The following is a 14,862-nucleotide window of genomic DNA, read 5'->3' as shown; positions in this document are numbered from 1 at the left end:
ATGACATGATCAGGTCAATACCGTCATGTCGGTCGACCGTTCGACCATTCGACCACCCGACCAGGTACATCCGGTGAAGATCCCCGCACGCCCCCTTGTCCGACCGGCCTCCATCGGCTTTCTTGCCCTCATGGCGGACACCACGGGAAACACGGGAAACATCCAGGACACCGGGGCGCCACTCCACGGCCCCGGACCCCAGCCCCGCAAGTCCAGTTGGCGCCACATCGGCCCCGGCATCGTCGTCGCCGCGACCGGGGTGGGCGCCGGCGACCTGGTCGCCACCCTCATCGCCGGCAGCAGCTTCGGCTACACCCTCCTGTGGGCGGCGGTGATCGGCTGCCTGGTGAAGATCTCCCTCGCCGAGGCCGCGGGCCGCTGGCATCTGGCCACCGGCCGCACCCTGTTCGACGGCTGGGCGAGCCTCGGCCGTTGGACGACGTACTTCTTCGGCGTCTACGTCGTCGTCTGGGGCTTCGTCTACGGCGCGGCGGCGATGTCGTCGAGCGCCCTGCCCCTGCAGGCCCTCTTCCCGGGCGTGATGGACCTCGAGTGGTGGGGCATCGCCTGCGCCCTGGTGGGCCTGGCCTTCGTCTGGTTCAACCGGTACGCGGTCTTCGAGAAGGTCATGACGGTCCTGGTGGGCGTCATGTTCGCGGTGACGGTCTACCTGGCGGTCAGGGTGGTCCCGAACCTGGGTGACGCCTTCGCCGGACTGCTCCCGGTCCTGCCCGACGCGGACGACTCGGTCCTCTACACCCTCGGTCTGATCGGCGGTGTGGGCGGCACGATCACGCTGGCCGCGTACGGCTACTGGATCAACGCCAAGGGCTGGACCGACTCCGGCTGGATGAAGGTGATGCGGCTGGACAACCGCGTCGCCTACCTCACCACCGGCATCTTCGTGGTCGCGATGCTCGTCGTCGGCGCCGAACTCCTGAACTCCGCCGGTGTCGCGATCGCCGGCGGCGACAAGGGCCTGATCCAGCTGAGCGACATCCTGGAGGACAAGTACGGCGCCACGACGGCCAGGTTCTTCCTGATCGGTTTCTTCGCCACGTCGTTCACATCGCTGATCGGCGTGTGGCACGGGGTGAGCCTGATGTTCGCCGACTTCGTGGCCCGCGGCCGGGAGAAGGCGAAGCCGTCGACGGGCGAGGCCATCGCCTCCGGCGGCCCGGAGAAGTCCTGGCCGTTCCGCGCCTACCTGCTGTGGCTGACCTTCCCGCCCATGATCCTGCTGTTCGAAGGCCAGCCCTTCCGCCTGATCATCATCTACGGCGTCCTCGGCGCCGCCTTCATGCCCTTCCTCGCCCTCACCCTGGTCTGGCTCCTCAACTCCGCCCGCACTCCCCGCGAATGGCGCAACGGCCCCCTCAGCAACACCATGCTCGCCATCGCGGGCCTCCTCTTCCTGGTCCTGTGCGTCAAACAGATCTGGGACCAGCCCTGGTCGGAGTTCTTCTAGCGGTCAGGTCAGTTCAGGTCGTCCCACCGCGGGCTGAGGGCGATCGCCCGGAGTTCCTGCATGCTCAGCGCGGGGGCGTCGCGCGTGGCGTCCTCGTGCTGAGCACCGGTGTTGAAGGCGCTGATCACCACACGCCTGCCGTCGGTCCGCAGGGTGTCGACGGTCCACATGACGACCCCGGCGGCGCCCTTCTCACCCGGCCCCTGCCGGGTGGCGACCAGGGTCCCGTCGTCCAACGTCCCGGCGGAGCCGTAGGGCTGGTCGGCGACATCGAGCATGCCGTGCTGGACGTTGATCTGGACGAAGCTCTTCCCCTTGCCGTCGTCGAGGACGAGATAGGCGTACCCCGACTCCTGGCCGCCCTTCGACACCACCTCGACACGGTCGGGGACGAGTTCGGCGAGCGTCTCCTGGACCGCCGGGCCGTCGGCGCGCGGCGGCGGTGCACTCGATTCCGCGGACGGGGTCCCGGCCCTCTCCGGAACGGCGTCGACGGCGGCCCGCCACTGCGGAGCCGTGGCGATCTCTTCGAGCTGCGAGGCGGACAGCGGGGGCGCGGACCGGCTGATGGGCGCGTCCTTCTCGGTGGCCGAGTTCCACTCGCTCACGCTGACCTGCTGCCCCTGGGGCGTGACGAGCACGGCGTTCCACCACTTGGTGTCCACACGCCGGTCCGGATACTCGTACCCCTTGAACATCATGAACTTCGACCCGTCCGCCAGAGTGCTGGTGACGCAACCGTCGTGCGGGGTGAACACCTTGTCCGGGCACTGGGTGGCCTCGCGGGCCTGGGGGCTTCCCGGCTCGACGCGGTGGAGGCCGACGCCGATGGCTGCGGGCCCTTCACCGTCGTCATACACGAGCTGGGCGAACGGCCCGCGGACCGAGTCGGTCCCGCGCCCCTGCTCTCCGCTGAACTCCCCGTCGGGGAGGAGTTCCTTCAGCGTGCGGATGAGTTCCTCACCGGAGACGGGCGCCGGAGCGCTCTGGGCGGCGGCGGTGACCTCGGCTCCCGAGGCTGCCGACGTTCGCCCGCTCTCCCCGCCGCTGCCCTCGCCCGGCAGGAGGAGTGCCCCGCCCACTCCCACGAGCGCGATCCCGGCCGCGCCCCCGAGGACGGCGGCCCGCCGCCGCACCCGCATCCGCCTCCCCCGGGCCCGCCCCCCGTCGCTGAGGGCACCCCGGTCGGCCTCGAAGGTGTTGCCGGTGTCGTGCAGAGCGGAAGAGAGACGCTCCTCGAAGGGGTCGCTGTGCTGGTCTACGGACATGACGAACCACCGCTTCCGTGAGGTGATCTGAGGTGAACTGGGATGAACAGGGGAAGTGCGGAAGGGACGGCCTGCGGCCGGTCAGGACCGGGCGTACTCACCGAGCTCCTCGCCGAGCAGTTCCCGCAGCCGGGCCAGGGCGCGCACACTGCGCGTCCGCACCGCCGCCGAGCTGACGTTCATCGCCTTGGCTGTCTCCTGGACCGAGCAGTCCTCCCAGTACCGCAGGACGATCACCACGCGGTCCTTCGCGGGCAGCCCGGCGAGGGCGTCGAGCAGGGTGAGCCGCAGTGACGGGTCGTCGTCGGCACCCGGCCGGTCCGGGAACGCGGACGTCGAGCGCTCGGTACTGCTGCGCCGGCGCCGGTGGGCGAGGAACGCGCGGGTGAGCATGGTCTGCGCGTACCCGGCGGGGTTGCCCGCCCGGGAGACCCGCCCCCAGTGCACGTACACCCGCCCGAGGGTCTCCTGGACGAGGTCCTCGGCGAGGTGCGTGTCCCCGGCCGTGAGCAGACACGCGGACCGGTACAGATGCCCGGCCCGCGCCACCGCGAACTCCCCGTATTCGCCCCCGCCACCGTCCTGCACCATCCGCGCCTCTCCCTCGGCTCACCCCACGGCTCTCACCTCATTGATGCGCCGGACCCGGGAAAATGTTTCACCTGTTGGCGAGAGCGCCATCGTGGGAGGTGCTGCGGGCGCACGGGCCGGCGGACCTGGTGGGCCCCGCCCAGCGCGGGCGCCAGGTCGTACGGCAGCCCGCCCGCCCCTGCACCCCTGCCGTCAAGGTGATCCGCTCTCCAGGGCAAGTGGCTGAAAAGCGTGAGCACTTGGCGGCCGACTGTCACGGGAACGCTCGAACGAGCGGCATCCGGACAGTGGCGGCCGAAGTGCTCACGCTTTCGGCAGGGGCACCGCCCCGCCCGCATCGCTGGACGGCTGCCGGCGAAAGGCCCAGGTGGCCAAGGCCTGAGCGCTCTGGTTGAAATTATGTTTCTCCTTGGAATGCCATTCCAGCCGTGTTACTTTGTGGCCACTTCCGGCCAACGTCGGTGGGAGGGAAGAGGGCAGGTGACTTCAGTGGAGGACGTCGCAGTGGGTGGCGTGTCGATCAGCGCGGCCGCGGCAGTGCGTGAGATCACCGATGGCGCGACACTCGCGATCTCGGGTGGCGGGGGCGGGGTGCTCGAGCCGGACGCGTTGATCATGGCTCTGGCGGACCGCTTCGAGGCCGAGGGGAGTCCGCGCGATCTGACGATCGTGCACAGCGTGGGCGTGGGCGACAAGGCGCTGCGAGGCATGAGCCACCTGGCCAAGCCCGGCCTGGTCGCCAAGTTCATCGGTGGCCACATGGGCAACAGTCCCGCCGTCGGCAGGATGATCCGTGACAACCAGGTCGAGGCCTACAACCTTCCGCTCGGTGTGCTGAGTCAGCTCTTCCGCGACACCGCTGCCGGTCGACCCGGACTGCTGACCAAGACCGGCCTCGGCACGTTCGTCGATCCGCGGCTCGACGGAGGCAGCCTGAACTCGATCTCCAAGGACAGCCTCGTCGAGGTGATGGAGATCGACGGACAGGAGTACCTCTTCTACCGGGCGATCCCCATCGACTTCGCCTTCGTACGGGGAAGCCGGGCCGACGCACTGGGCAACGTGGTGCACGACGACGAACCGTCGTACCTCGACACGCTGGAGATCAGCATGGCCGGCTACCGGGGCGGCGCGACCCGTCCCGGTCCGGGGCGTACCTTCGTGCAGGTCAAGGAGGTCGCGTCCGAGCGCTTCCATCCCAAGCGCGTGCACATCCCCGGGGCGCTCGTCGGCGCGGTCGTGGAGTACCCGGAGCAGTGGCAGACCTACGTGGCGGAGCGTAACGACGCCTTCGCCGGCGATGTGCGCATCGACGAGTTCCCCGAGTTGCCGCACGGGTGGCGACGGATCATCGCCGAGCGGGCGGCCCGCTTCGTCCAGCCGGGCGATGTGGTGAACCTCGGTGTCGGGGTGCCCGACGGCGTGGCGTCCGTGCTGCAGGAGACCGGCATGAGCGAGCAGATCACGATGACGAACGAACACGGGGTCATCGGCGGAGTCACGTCGCTCGGCATGACGTTCGGCGCGTCCAGCAACTACGACGCCCTGCTGACGATGACGAACATCATCGACCTGTACCAGGGCGGCATGCTCGACGTCACCTTCCTGGGCTTCGCGCAGGCCGACCGGCACGGCAACGTCAACGTGTCGCTCTACAACGGCGAGGTGATGGGGGCCGGCGGGTTCATCGACATCGCTCAGAACGCCCGTCGCGTGGTCTTCTGCGGCTCGTTGACCGCCGCCGGCTTCAGGCCCGACATCGGCGACGGAACGCTGGGCATCGCCCGCGAAGGCTCCGTCGACAAGTTCGTCCGTGACGTCGACCAGATCACCTTCAGCGGCGAGCAGGCGATCAAGCGGGGCCAGGACGTACGCATCGTCACCGAACGCGCCGTCTTCCAGCTGACCCCGCAGGGCTGGGCCCTGCGCGAGGTCGCACCCGGTGTCGACGTACAGGCCGACGTGCTGGACCACTGCCCCTTCACTCCTGTGCTCGACGACGTGTCGCCCATGGCGGCCGAGCTCTTCACCCGAAAGGACAGCCGTGAAGTCTGAGACCGACGGACCGATCCGGATCCTCACCCTCGATCGACCGGAAAAGCTCAACGCCATGAACAGCGAGGCGTGGACGGACCTGCTGCGCGAGCTGCGCACGGCCGAGGACGACCCGTCGATCCGTGTGGTGTTGCTCCGCTCGCAGGGGCGCGCCTTCTGCGCGGGCAACGACATCAAGGAGACGAACGCCTTCACCACGAGGGCGCAGACACGCGCCTACTTCCTGGACCTGATGGTCCCGACGATCACGGCGATGGCCGGCAGCAGGCTGCCGATCGTGGCGGAGGTCCAGGGCATGGCGCTCGGCGCCGGCATGGAACTCCTCCAGTTCTGCGACGTCGTCGTCGCCAGCGACGCCGCTGTCTTCCGCCTTCCGGAAACGAGCATCGGCCTGTGGGCCACCGTCTTCCTGGGGTCGGCCAGCTACACGACCAGCCGACGTATGACGCAGTACCTGGCGCTGACGGGCGAACCCGTCAGCGCGCAGGAGGCCCTCGAGGCGGGTCTCATCACCCGCGTCGTCGCGCCGGACGAGCTGGAGCGCGTGGGCGGGGAGGTCGCCGCCACGATCGCGCGCAACGCCCCGCGGGCCACCGCGTTGAGCAAGAAGTTCGCCAACCACACGATGCTGACCGAGTCGCTGCCGGTGGTCCGTGAGGCGCTCTCCGTGCTCATCGACGAGACGTTCAGCGGGCAGGAGGGCATGGAGGGCGTGGCCTCGTTCCTGGAGAAGCGCGCCCCCGTCTTCGCCGACATCACGAACGTGCACGGGCGGTGAGGCGGTTGTCCGGGTCTTCACGGGTGCGTGCGGTCCGTCGTCCGGCCGCCGAGGGTGCTCGGGTCGAGGTGGCGTCATGAGCCACGACCGAGGCGTGGTGCCCTCCCAGGTGGACGTCGTCATCGTCGGGGCCGGCATCACCGGTCTCGCGGCCGCGGCGTGGTGCGCCGAGCACCAGGTACGTGCCGTCCTGCTGGAGAAGCAGCCGGAGATCGGCGGCACGACCGCGATGAGCGGCGGATGGTTCGCCTTCTCGGGCACCGACGAGCAGCAGCGGCGCGGCATCGTCGATCACGACTCCACCTTCGTGGCGGACATGCTCGCCGCCTCCGGCGGGGTCGCTGAACCGGCGCTGCTGGAGGCGTACGCGCGCGAGCAGCACGACGCCTACGACTGGATGCGCGGGCTGGGGCTGGAGTTCGACGTGGTCAAGCTCAGTTCCGGACAGAGCGTCCCCCGCTCGCACCACGCGCCGATCGAGACCGTGCTGGCTGCCCTGCTCGCTCGTGTCGAGGCCTCGTCCACCGTGGTACTGCGCACCGGTGCGCGCGTGGTGGACCTCATCGACGACGGAGGGACCGTCGCGGGTGTGGTGGTCGAGTCGGACGGTGGCACGCGGCAGAGCGTGCACGCCCGCGGCGTCCTGCTGGGGACAGGCGGTTTCACCCGCTCCCCGGAGATCATCGGCCGGTACGCTCCGCGGCAGGTCGACGCGATGCCGTACGGGGGCCTGGGCAACACCGGCGACGGCCTGCGCTTCGCCGCCGCTCGAGGAGCGGCCCTGCGTGACATGGAGTACGTCTCGGGCACGTTCGGGTCTCACCCCGAGACGACCATCGAGGAACACGAACTGCTGACCGCGTTCTACATGGGCGCCGTCATCGTGAACGTCGAGGGCCGGCGCTTCGTGGACGAGTCGGCCTCGTACAAGACACTGGGCGCCGCGTGCCTGGAGCAGCCCCGGCAGATCGCGTTCCAGGTGTTCGACGCGGATGTACGCGCGCAGTCCCAGCCGGGGGTCCCCCTCTCGGACATCGACGCTCTCGAGGGCAAGGGGCATGTGCACCGGGCCGACTCGTTGCGGGAGCTCGCCGAGGCGGCGGGCATCGACGCGGCACAGTTGGAGCGCACGGTGCACGAGTACAACGCGGTGGTGGCCGATGGCCGCTCGGACGCCTTCGGCCGCACCGGACTGTGCAACGGGGTGGGGCGTCTCGTGCCCGTCGCCAAGGCTCCGTTCTACGCCTACCCCGCGAAGACGTTGATGACGTCGACGTACTGTGGCGTGGCCGTCGACGCCGTCGGCCGGGTGCTGACCGAGTCCGGGGCGGCCGTGCCCGGGCTGTACGCCGCGGGCGAGGTCGTCGGCGGATTTCACGGCAAGGCGTACGTGACCGGCACGGCGCTGAGCAAGGGCCTGATCTTCGGCCGTGTCGCGGCCGCACACATAGCCTTGGAGGCTGCCGCGCGATGAAGCTCTTCGTGCTGCTCGGCGATCCGATCAAGCAGGCCAAACTGCCCGACCTGTTCAACGACCGGGCGCGTGAGGTCGGCCTGAACTCGTTGATGGTCATGACACGTTGTCGTGCGGACAGCCTGTCCGCCGTCATGGCCGGCCTGTCCGGGACCGAGCAGGTGGCCGGGATCGTCGTCACGGTGCCGCACAAGGTGAACGTCGCCGGGATGTGCGACAGTCTCGGGCCGGCGGCCGAGGCGTGCGGCAGCGTCAACGTCGTGCGCCGTACCGAGCGCGGCGGCTGGCACGGGGACAACGTCGACGGCCTGGGGTTCGTCGCGGGGCTGCGTGCCCGGCACCGGCTGCCCGATCATCCGCGGGTCGACATCATCGGCGGCGGAGGTGCCGGCGTCGCCATCGCCTTCGCCCTGCACGCGCAGGGTGCCGAGGTGCGGATCGGGGAGATCGACGCGGGCCGCCGTGCGGCGGTGGCCTCGTTGCTGGGTGCTGCGGGCACCGAGGTCCAGGTCCTCGACCGGGTCGACGGCCACGCATGCGATCTCGTGGTCAACGCCACCCCCTTGGGCCTGTCACCGGACGACCCGCTGCCGTTGGATCTGAGCCGTACCTCGCTGGCACCGGGCGCGGTGGTCGCGGACATCGTGATGGACCCGACGCGCACCGCGTGGTTGGAGCACGCGGACCGGTTGGGCCATGCGACGCACGAAGGCCGTCACATGCTCGCGGCCCAACTGGAGCCGATGCTCGACTTCTTCGGCGAGACCCAACCCCGGTCCACCGGCTGAGGGACGGCGGTGCCGTTGCCGGTCACGTGACAACCGCACGCCGTCTTCCGCCGGTTCCTGTCGTGCCGGGCCGCACACTCCGCTGCTGCCCGGCACGTACGCGGTTCCGTGTCCATTCGCTCTCAGAGCCTCGAACACAATGGGCGCCCGGCTCGCGGCGCCCGGCACGCACTCCCCCAAGCTCTCGGCTTCTCCCCCGAGTTCTCGGCTTCGCTCGAACAGGGGGGACCCCCATGAGCAGGGGGACCTTCATGACGCCGCAAGCTGATCGGGCGCCCATTGTGTTCGGGGCTCTCAGGCGCGGGCGACGGTCTGCAGACGCCCTTCGGCGGCTTCCAGGATCTTCGTGACCTCGGCCGTGGTCTGGAGCAGGCGCGGCGCGAGCTGCGTCAGTCGTTCCTCGGTCAGCCGTGGCGTCGGGGCGGTGATGTTGATCGCCCCGGCGACCTCACCGGCGACGAAGACGGGTGCGGCCACGGTTCCGACCCCCAGGGAGTAGGTGTCGATGGCGATGGCGAAGCCGTTGTCGCGGGTCTTCTTGAGCTCGGCGCGGATCTCGTCGATCGTCTGGGGTGCGCGGGGCCCGCCGTCCTCCCGGCTGGTGATGCCCTGGCGCAGGATCTTCTGCAGCGCGATCTCCTCGGGGACGTGCGCCATCCAGGCGAAACCGGTGGCCGAGCAGCTGAGCGTGACGGTGCTGCCCGAGTCGGGGTCGTAGCGCAGCCCGGAGCGTGCGCCCTGGTAGGCGGCGACCCAGACCATGTCCTCATGGTCGATGACGGCCAGGCGGACGAGTTCGGCGGTGTCACTGGCAAGTTGTTCGAGTACGGGTCGGGACAGGCCGACCAGGTCGTTGACCGCAAGATGCTTCAGGCCCAGGGAGACCAGCTTGAGGCTCAGCACGTAGTTGCCGAGCGCGCCGTCCTGGCGTACGTAGCCGGCGTCGCTGAGCTCGGCGAGCAGTCGGTGAGCCGCACTGCGCGGTATGCCGAGCGAGTCGGCGATCTGGTGCAGCTGCAGGCCTTTCTCGACGCCGGCGAGGACTTCGAGGATGCCGAGGCCGCGCGCGAGCGCAGGAGCCATGAGTCGTTTCCCTTTCTCAGCGAGGGTTCTTGCGGGAGGTGCCGCCGGCTTGCGGCCCATCCTGCCACTGAAACCTGGATCGCCGTATCCATATGCGATGTCGTTCCAACTTTATCTTGTATCGAACTGCTTTTCATGTTGGAATGCCGTTCCAGCGCGACGGAGCGGCAGGCGTCCGTCACGCTTCCCGCCCTCACACGAGAGCCTCGTGCACGACGCAAGGACGGCAAGAACCATGGAGCAGGTCACGCAGAGACAGAAGACACCACGCAAGGCCGCGATGGCGTCACTGTTGGGCAGCACGCTCGAGTACTACGACTTCTTCATCTACGGCGCCGCGGCTGCGCTGGTCTTCAACCACCTGTTCTTCCCCGACGTGAGCCCGGCTGTCGGCCTGATCGCCTCGTTCGCGACGTTCGGCGTGGGATACGTCGCACGGCCGCTCGGCGGCCTGGTGTTCGGTCACTTCGGCGACAGGATCGGCCGCAAGCGGGCGTTGCTCGGGTGCCTGGTCCTGATGGGCGTGAGCTCCTTCCTGATCGGCTGCCTGCCCAGCTACGACTCCGTCGGATTCCTGGCCCCGATCGGGCTGACGCTTCTGCGGCTGCTCCAGGGCTTCTCGGCCGGGGCGGAATCGGCCGGTGCGGCGACGCTGACCGTCGAGCACTCCTCGAACGAACGCCGCGGCTTCTTCAGCAGCTTCCTCTCGGTCGGCATCGCGGCGGGCAACGTGCTGGCGACCCTGGTGTTCATCCCGGTCGCGGCACTGCCGGACGAGGCGCTGTACAGCTGGGGATGGCGGGTGCCCTTCTGGCTGTCGGCGGTCGTCGTTTTGATCGCCTACCTGGTGCGTACGCGCCTGGAGGAGACCCCGGTCTTCCAGGAGATAGCCGAGGACGACGAGGTGCGCAGCCTGCCGGCGAAGGACGTGCTGCGCTACCAGTCCGGATCGGTCGTGCGCGTCGCGGGCGCGACGATGCTGGCCATGATGCAGTCGCTGTCGACGGTGTTCGTCCTGGCCTATGCGACGCAGGAGGTCGGCGTGGAGCGGTCGACGATGCTGATCATCAGCGCGGTGGCGGTCGCCCTGATGATGTTCACGTCCCCTGCCGCGGCTCATCTGTCCGACCGGTTCGGCCGGCGACCGGTGACGCTCACCGCCGCGATCGGCTGCGGAGTGACGATCGTCCCCTACCTGTGGATCGTCTCGACCGGCAACGTTCCGGGCATCGCCGTCATGACGATCGTGTTCATGTCGCTGCTCTACGCCTGCCGCGAGGGCGTGTGGCCGGCCTTCTACGCCGAGCAGTTCGCAGCCCCGGTCCGCTACTCCGGCATGGCGATGGGCAACCAGCTGGGCAATGTGATCGCCGGATTCGCACCGCTGATCGCCACCGCCCTGCTCTGGGACGGACCGCTGGGGTGGCTGCCCGTGGCAGTGTTCGGCGTCGTCGTGGCCATCGTCTCGGGTACCGCGGTCTACTTCATGCGTGAGACGGCCGGGCTCTCGACCGAGGAGCTCGACGCGCCGTACGAGCAGGCGCGGGCCGCACGGCGTGAGCAGACGGCTGTCCCCGTCGCCTGACCGTGGTCAGTGTGGTCACGGCGCCGCCTCCGCCCACGTCACCGTGGGCGGAGGCGGCGCCGTACCGGCTGAGGCCGGGGCGGGGTGCGGACGTGTGTGGGGGCCGACCGCGCCGGAGACCTTGGTTCGGGCAGCCCGGGCAGCCCGGCGGCCCGGTCGGCTGTCATGCCCGCCGCGACCCGCATGCGGGCGCCCTGCCCAGCGTGAGTGCGAGGTCGTACGGCGGCCCAGCCGCCCTTCGGCCGTAGAGGAAGAGCGCTGGGTGTGTCTGGGGTGGGGTCGGCCCCAGGGGCGTGCGGAGGCGATGCCGAGAAGGCGGTCTCCCGGCCTCCGCAGGGACGGCTTTCCGGCCCGTACGGCGCGGAAGCCGGTCAGGGGGACGGCGCGGACGGTCCCGGCGGTGCCGCGCCGACGGTCATGCGGGCCATGGTGCGGTAGCGGGCGGCCAGTTCGGAGGGGGGGAGCCTGCCGTCCACGCGGTACCACTGGGACACCGCCGTGCACATCGTGACGATCGCCCGGCTGACCTCGCGGGAGTACGGTGTCGTGAACGTCCCCCGTGCCACGCCCTCCTCGACGGCCGCGTCCATCAGGCGCTGCTGCCGGTCGCGGGCCTGGAGGTAGGTGGTGCGGTCGTCGTCGAGCAGGCTGCGGATCTCGCTCGCCGCGATGAACGCCAGGTCCCGCCGGTGCGCGTGGAACAGCACCAGGCACTCCACCAGCAGGTCCAGCCGCCTCCCGACGTCCGGTCCGGCCTCCTCCAGTGCCGCTGTGCTGCGCTCCCACAGCTCCGCCATCGCCCGGGTGACGATGCCGACCAGCAGGGCGTGTTTCGACGGGTAGTGGTGGTACACCCCCGGCACCGACAGGCCGGCCCGCGCCGCCACCTCCCGGATCGTGGTGCCGTGGTACCCCTGCTCCACGAAGCAGGCCAGGGCGGCCCGCAGGACGGGCGGAAGGCCGTCGCTGGTGTAGAGCCTCCAGTCCGCCGTGGTTCCGGCCCCGTCGTCTCCGGTCACGGCGGCTCCGCCGGTGGTCAGTGCGTCGGCTTCGGTCATGTTCTCCTCGCCGCGTGTGCTCGTGCCGGTACGTAAGTATGCACAGGTGCTCCGCCCCTTCTGCCGGGCGACCGCCGTCGGGAGCCCTCCGCCGCGCACCCCCTTGACACGCTGACGCACCCCGTAGATCCTCACCTGCAATACCGAGCGAGCGCTCGGTCGGTACGTTGTCCAGCATATCCCGGGCTGTTCGGAGCCGGTGGAGGGAGCGGGAGATGTCGATGCCCGAGGTGCGTCCGTGGCGGGAGCTGTACCCGGCCGCGGTGCCGGCGGAGATGACGGTCGGCCACGACTCCCTGACGGCCGCATGGCGAGCCCGGGTGGCGCGCGACCCCGACGCCGTCGCCCTGCGCTACTTCGACGGCGCGCTCACGGCACGCGAGGTGGACAGCGCCTCCGACGCACTGGCCTGCGCCTTCGCAGCCCGCGGAACCGGACGCGGGGACCGGGTCGGCATCTACCTGCAGAACATCCCGCAGTACGCCCTGGTGCTGCTCGCCCTGTGGAAACTGGGCGCCACCGCGCTCCTGCTCAACCCGATGTACCGCCGAGGCGAGCTGCGCCGCCTGATCGACGATGCCGGGGCCGTGGGTGTCGTCTGCGCCGACCTGGACGTGGAGGAGACCCGCACGACCCTCGCCGGCAGCTCCGTGCGATGGACGGTCAGTACGTCGGCGCTGGAATTCCAGACACGCAACGACCCGCGCGCCTTCCCCTCGACCGAGCGTCCCTCGCCCGCCGACGGCGGCGACCTGGCGGCCCTGCTCCAGGAGTTCGCGGGCCGCCGCCCCGAACCGGTGGATCTCACCTCCGACGACGTGGCCCTGCTGACCTACACCTCCGGCACCACCGGACCGCCCAAGGGCGCGATGAATTCCCACGGCAACGTCCTCAACGTGGCACTCACCAACGCCGCCTGGGCCGATCTGGCCGACGGCGACACGGTGTACGCGCTGGCCCCGCTCTTCCACATCACGGGGGCGGTGGTGAACGGGGTCATCTCGCTCGTCACCCCCACCACCCTGGTCCTCACCGGCCGCTTCCGGCCCGAGGTGGCGCTGGACGCGCTCGCCGAGCACCGGGTGACCTACATGGTCGGCTCGATCACCGCCTACAACGCGATGTACGCCGTGGAGCACGCAGGACCGGAGCACTTCGCCTCGGCCAAACACCTCTTCTCCGGCGGGGCCCCCATCCCGCCCGCCACCGTCGACCGGTTCCGGGAACGGTTCGGCGTCTACATCCACAACATCTACGGCATGACCGAGACCAGTTCCGCCGTCATCGCCGTGCCGCCCGGCACCACCGCGCCCGTGCACGAGGCCAGCGGCACCCTCTCCATCGGCGTCCCGCTGCCCAACCTCACCGCCCGGGTCGTCGACCTCGACGGCAACCCGCTGCCCCCCGGCGAGCAGGGGGAACTCGAACTGAGCGGCCCCCAGGTGGTCGCCGGCTACTGGCAGCAGCCCGCCGCCACCGAACAGGCCATCCCCGGCGGCCGACTGCGCACCGGCGACGGCGCGATCATCGACGAGCACGGCTGGGTCTACCTGGTCGACCGGCTCAAGGACCAGATCAACGCCTCCGGATACAAGGTCTGGCCGCGCGAGGTCGAGGACGCCCTCTACGAGCACCCGGCGGTCCACGAGGCCGCCGTGGTCGGACAGCCGGACGACTACCGCGGCGAGACGGTCGTCGCCTACGTCTCGCTCACCGCCGGTGCCTCGGTCACCCCGGACGAACTGATCTCCTTCACCCGCGAGCGGCTGGCCGCCTACAAGCGGCCCACCGAAGTGCACATCCGTGCCGACCTCCCCAAGACCCAGACCGGCAAGATCCGGCGCACCGCACTGCGCAGGCCCGTGGGCCACGACGCCCCTCCCCCCACGACGAAAGGCTGACCGGTGCAGCACCTCCACACCGACCAGAACAACGCCCCCCAGACAGCGGGCCGCCTCGCCGGACGCACCGCCGTGGTGACCGGGGCCAGCCGCGGGATCGGTCTGGCCATCGCCGAACGCCTGGTGGCCGAGGGCGCACGGGTGTGCATCACCGCCCGCAAGCCCGAACCGCTGCTCGAGGCCGCCCAGGCACTGCCCGAGGGCCGTGTGCTCGCCGTCGCGGGCAAGGCGGACGACCCCGAGCACCGCGCCGAGGTCCTCGACACCGTGGCCCGGGAGTTCGGCCGCCTCGACATCCTCGTCAACAACGCCGGCATCAACCCCGCGTACGGCCCCCTCACCGAGATCGGCCTCGACGTGGCCCGCAAGGTGCTGGAGGTCAACGTGCTCGCCACGCTGGGCTGGGTGCAGGCCACCCTCGCCCACCCGCGGCTGCGCTTCGCCGAGAACCACGGCACCGTCGTCAACCTCTCCTCCGTCACCGGCGACACACCCGCTCCCGGCATCGGGCTGTACAGCGTCAGCAAGGCCGCCGTCTCCCACCTCACCCGTGCCCTGGCCGCCGAACTCGGCCCGGACGTCCGCGTCAACGCCGTCGCCCCGGCCGTGGTCAAGACCCGCTTCGCCCAGGCGCTCTACGAGAACAGGGAGGACGAGGTCGCCGAGGCCTACCCGATGCGGCGGCTCGGCGCCCCCGCCGACGTGGCCTCCGCCGTCGCCTACCTCGTCTCCGACGACGCCTCCTGGGTCACCGGCCACGTCCTCACCGTCGACGGCGGCCTGGCCGTCGCCGGCGGCACCGCCTGACCCACG

At 70.2% G+C, this 14,862-nt stretch carries 12 protein-coding genes; 8 read left to right on the top strand and 4 right to left on the bottom strand.

Annotated elements, in window-relative coordinates:
* Window positions 1–130 precede the first annotated feature (130 nt).
* Window positions 131–1,468, top strand: a complete 1,338-nt coding sequence (locus tag AC6F7H_RS08455; RefSeq protein ID WP_500756248.1) for an Nramp family divalent metal transporter — start codon at window positions 131–133, stop codon at window positions 1,466–1,468.
* A gap of 8 nt (window positions 1,469–1,476) precedes the next feature.
* On the opposite strand, the gene AC6F7H_RS08450 is transcribed toward AC6F7H_RS08455, so the two are convergent.
* Together AC6F7H_RS08450 and AC6F7H_RS08445 are read right to left on the bottom strand one after the other, a co-directional pair.
* The gene (locus tag AC6F7H_RS08450) at window positions 1,477–2,736 is read right to left on the bottom strand and encodes a hypothetical protein (protein ID WP_500756247.1); all 1,260 of its coding nucleotides are present in this window, start codon (window positions 2,734–2,736) and stop codon (window positions 1,477–1,479) included.
* 81 nt (window positions 2,737–2,817) lie between these two features.
* Window positions 2,818–3,327: a SigE family RNA polymerase sigma factor gene (locus AC6F7H_RS08445; protein ID WP_500756246.1), complete on the bottom strand. Its 510-nt coding sequence runs from the start codon at window positions 3,325–3,327 to the stop codon at window positions 2,818–2,820.
* A 489-nt stretch (window positions 3,328–3,816) separates the two neighbouring features.
* Between AC6F7H_RS08445 and AC6F7H_RS08440 the strand changes: the two genes are divergently transcribed.
* The 4 genes from AC6F7H_RS08440 (at window position 3,817) to AC6F7H_RS08425 (ending at window position 8,422) form a co-directional block, all read left to right on the top strand.
* A complete protein-coding gene (locus tag AC6F7H_RS08440) occupies window positions 3,817–5,382 on the top strand; it encodes an acyl CoA:acetate/3-ketoacid CoA transferase (RefSeq protein WP_500756245.1) in 1,566 nt (521 codons plus the stop codon).
* Window positions 5,372–6,160 (top strand): enoyl-CoA hydratase/isomerase family protein, encoded by a 789-nt coding sequence (locus tag AC6F7H_RS08435; RefSeq protein WP_500756243.1) that lies wholly within the window; start codon window positions 5,372–5,374, stop codon window positions 6,158–6,160. Before AC6F7H_RS08440 ends, AC6F7H_RS08435 begins: the two co-directional genes overlap by 11 nt.
* A gap of 76 nt (window positions 6,161–6,236) precedes the next feature.
* A complete protein-coding gene (locus AC6F7H_RS08430) occupies window positions 6,237–7,634 on the top strand; it encodes an FAD-dependent oxidoreductase (protein WP_500756241.1) in 1,398 nt (465 codons plus the stop codon).
* On the top strand, window positions 7,631–8,422 hold the full coding sequence (locus AC6F7H_RS08425; protein WP_500756240.1) for a shikimate dehydrogenase family protein: 792 nt from the start codon (window positions 7,631–7,633) through the stop codon (window positions 8,420–8,422). Before AC6F7H_RS08430 ends, AC6F7H_RS08425 begins: the two co-directional genes overlap by 4 nt.
* A gap of 294 nt (window positions 8,423–8,716) precedes the next feature.
* Here AC6F7H_RS08425 and AC6F7H_RS08420 read toward each other — a convergent pair whose 3' ends face one another.
* On the bottom strand, window positions 8,717–9,505 hold the full coding sequence (locus tag AC6F7H_RS08420; RefSeq protein WP_500756239.1) for an IclR family transcriptional regulator: 789 nt from the start codon (window positions 9,503–9,505) through the stop codon (window positions 8,717–8,719).
* A gap of 235 nt (window positions 9,506–9,740) precedes the next feature.
* On the opposite strand from AC6F7H_RS08420, the gene AC6F7H_RS08415 reads away from it, so the two are divergent.
* A complete protein-coding gene (locus AC6F7H_RS08415) occupies window positions 9,741–11,090 on the top strand; it encodes an MFS transporter (protein WP_500756238.1) in 1,350 nt (449 codons plus the stop codon).
* Between the two features lie 371 nt (window positions 11,091–11,461).
* On the opposite strand, the gene AC6F7H_RS08410 is transcribed toward AC6F7H_RS08415, so the two are convergent.
* Entirely contained in the window at window positions 11,462–12,148 is a 687-nt protein-coding gene (locus tag AC6F7H_RS08410) for a TetR/AcrR family transcriptional regulator (protein WP_500756237.1), read from the bottom strand.
* A gap of 215 nt (window positions 12,149–12,363) precedes the next feature.
* On the opposite strand from AC6F7H_RS08410, the gene AC6F7H_RS08405 reads away from it, so the two are divergent.
* Both AC6F7H_RS08405 and AC6F7H_RS08400 read left to right on the top strand, forming a co-directional pair.
* Window positions 12,364–14,049 carry a class I adenylate-forming enzyme family protein gene (locus tag AC6F7H_RS08405; protein ID WP_500756235.1) on the top strand — a complete coding sequence of 562 codons (1,686 nt, stop codon included), beginning with the start codon at window positions 12,364–12,366 and terminating at the stop codon, window positions 14,047–14,049.
* Between the two features lie 3 nt (window positions 14,050–14,052).
* Complete coding sequence (locus tag AC6F7H_RS08400; protein ID WP_500756234.1) at window positions 14,053–14,856, top strand: SDR family oxidoreductase; 804 nt, start codon at window positions 14,053–14,055, stop codon at window positions 14,854–14,856.
* Window positions 14,857–14,862: the final 6 nt, after the last annotated feature.

The sequence above is a fragment of the Streptomyces sp. MMS24-W38 genome, assembly GCF_059889265.1.
This window is presented reverse-complemented; position numbering and strand designations above follow the sequence as displayed.

Coding starts and splice junctions, on each gene's coding strand:
- AC6F7H_RS08420 (WP_500756239.1), bottom strand. CDS start 9,505: ATGGCTCCTGCGCTCGCGCGCGGCCTCGGCATCCTCGAAGTCCTCGCC.
- AC6F7H_RS08405 (WP_500756235.1), top strand. CDS start 12,364: ATGTCGATGCCCGAGGTGCGTCCGTGGCGGGAGCTGTACCCGGCCGCG.
- AC6F7H_RS08455 (WP_500756248.1), top strand. CDS start 131: ATGGCGGACACCACGGGAAACACGGGAAACATCCAGGACACCGGGGCG.
- AC6F7H_RS08410 (WP_500756237.1), bottom strand. CDS start 12,148: ATGACCGAAGCCGACGCACTGACCACCGGCGGAGCCGCCGTGACCGGA.
- AC6F7H_RS08425 (WP_500756240.1), top strand. CDS start 7,631: ATGAAGCTCTTCGTGCTGCTCGGCGATCCGATCAAGCAGGCCAAACTG.
- AC6F7H_RS08450 (WP_500756247.1), bottom strand. CDS start 2,736: ATGTCCGTAGACCAGCACAGCGACCCCTTCGAGGAGCGTCTCTCTTCC.
- AC6F7H_RS08430 (WP_500756241.1), top strand. CDS start 6,237: ATGAGCCACGACCGAGGCGTGGTGCCCTCCCAGGTGGACGTCGTCATC.
- AC6F7H_RS08415 (WP_500756238.1), top strand. CDS start 9,741: ATGGAGCAGGTCACGCAGAGACAGAAGACACCACGCAAGGCCGCGATG.
- AC6F7H_RS08445 (WP_500756246.1), bottom strand. CDS start 3,327: ATGGTGCAGGACGGTGGCGGGGGCGAATACGGGGAGTTCGCGGTGGCG.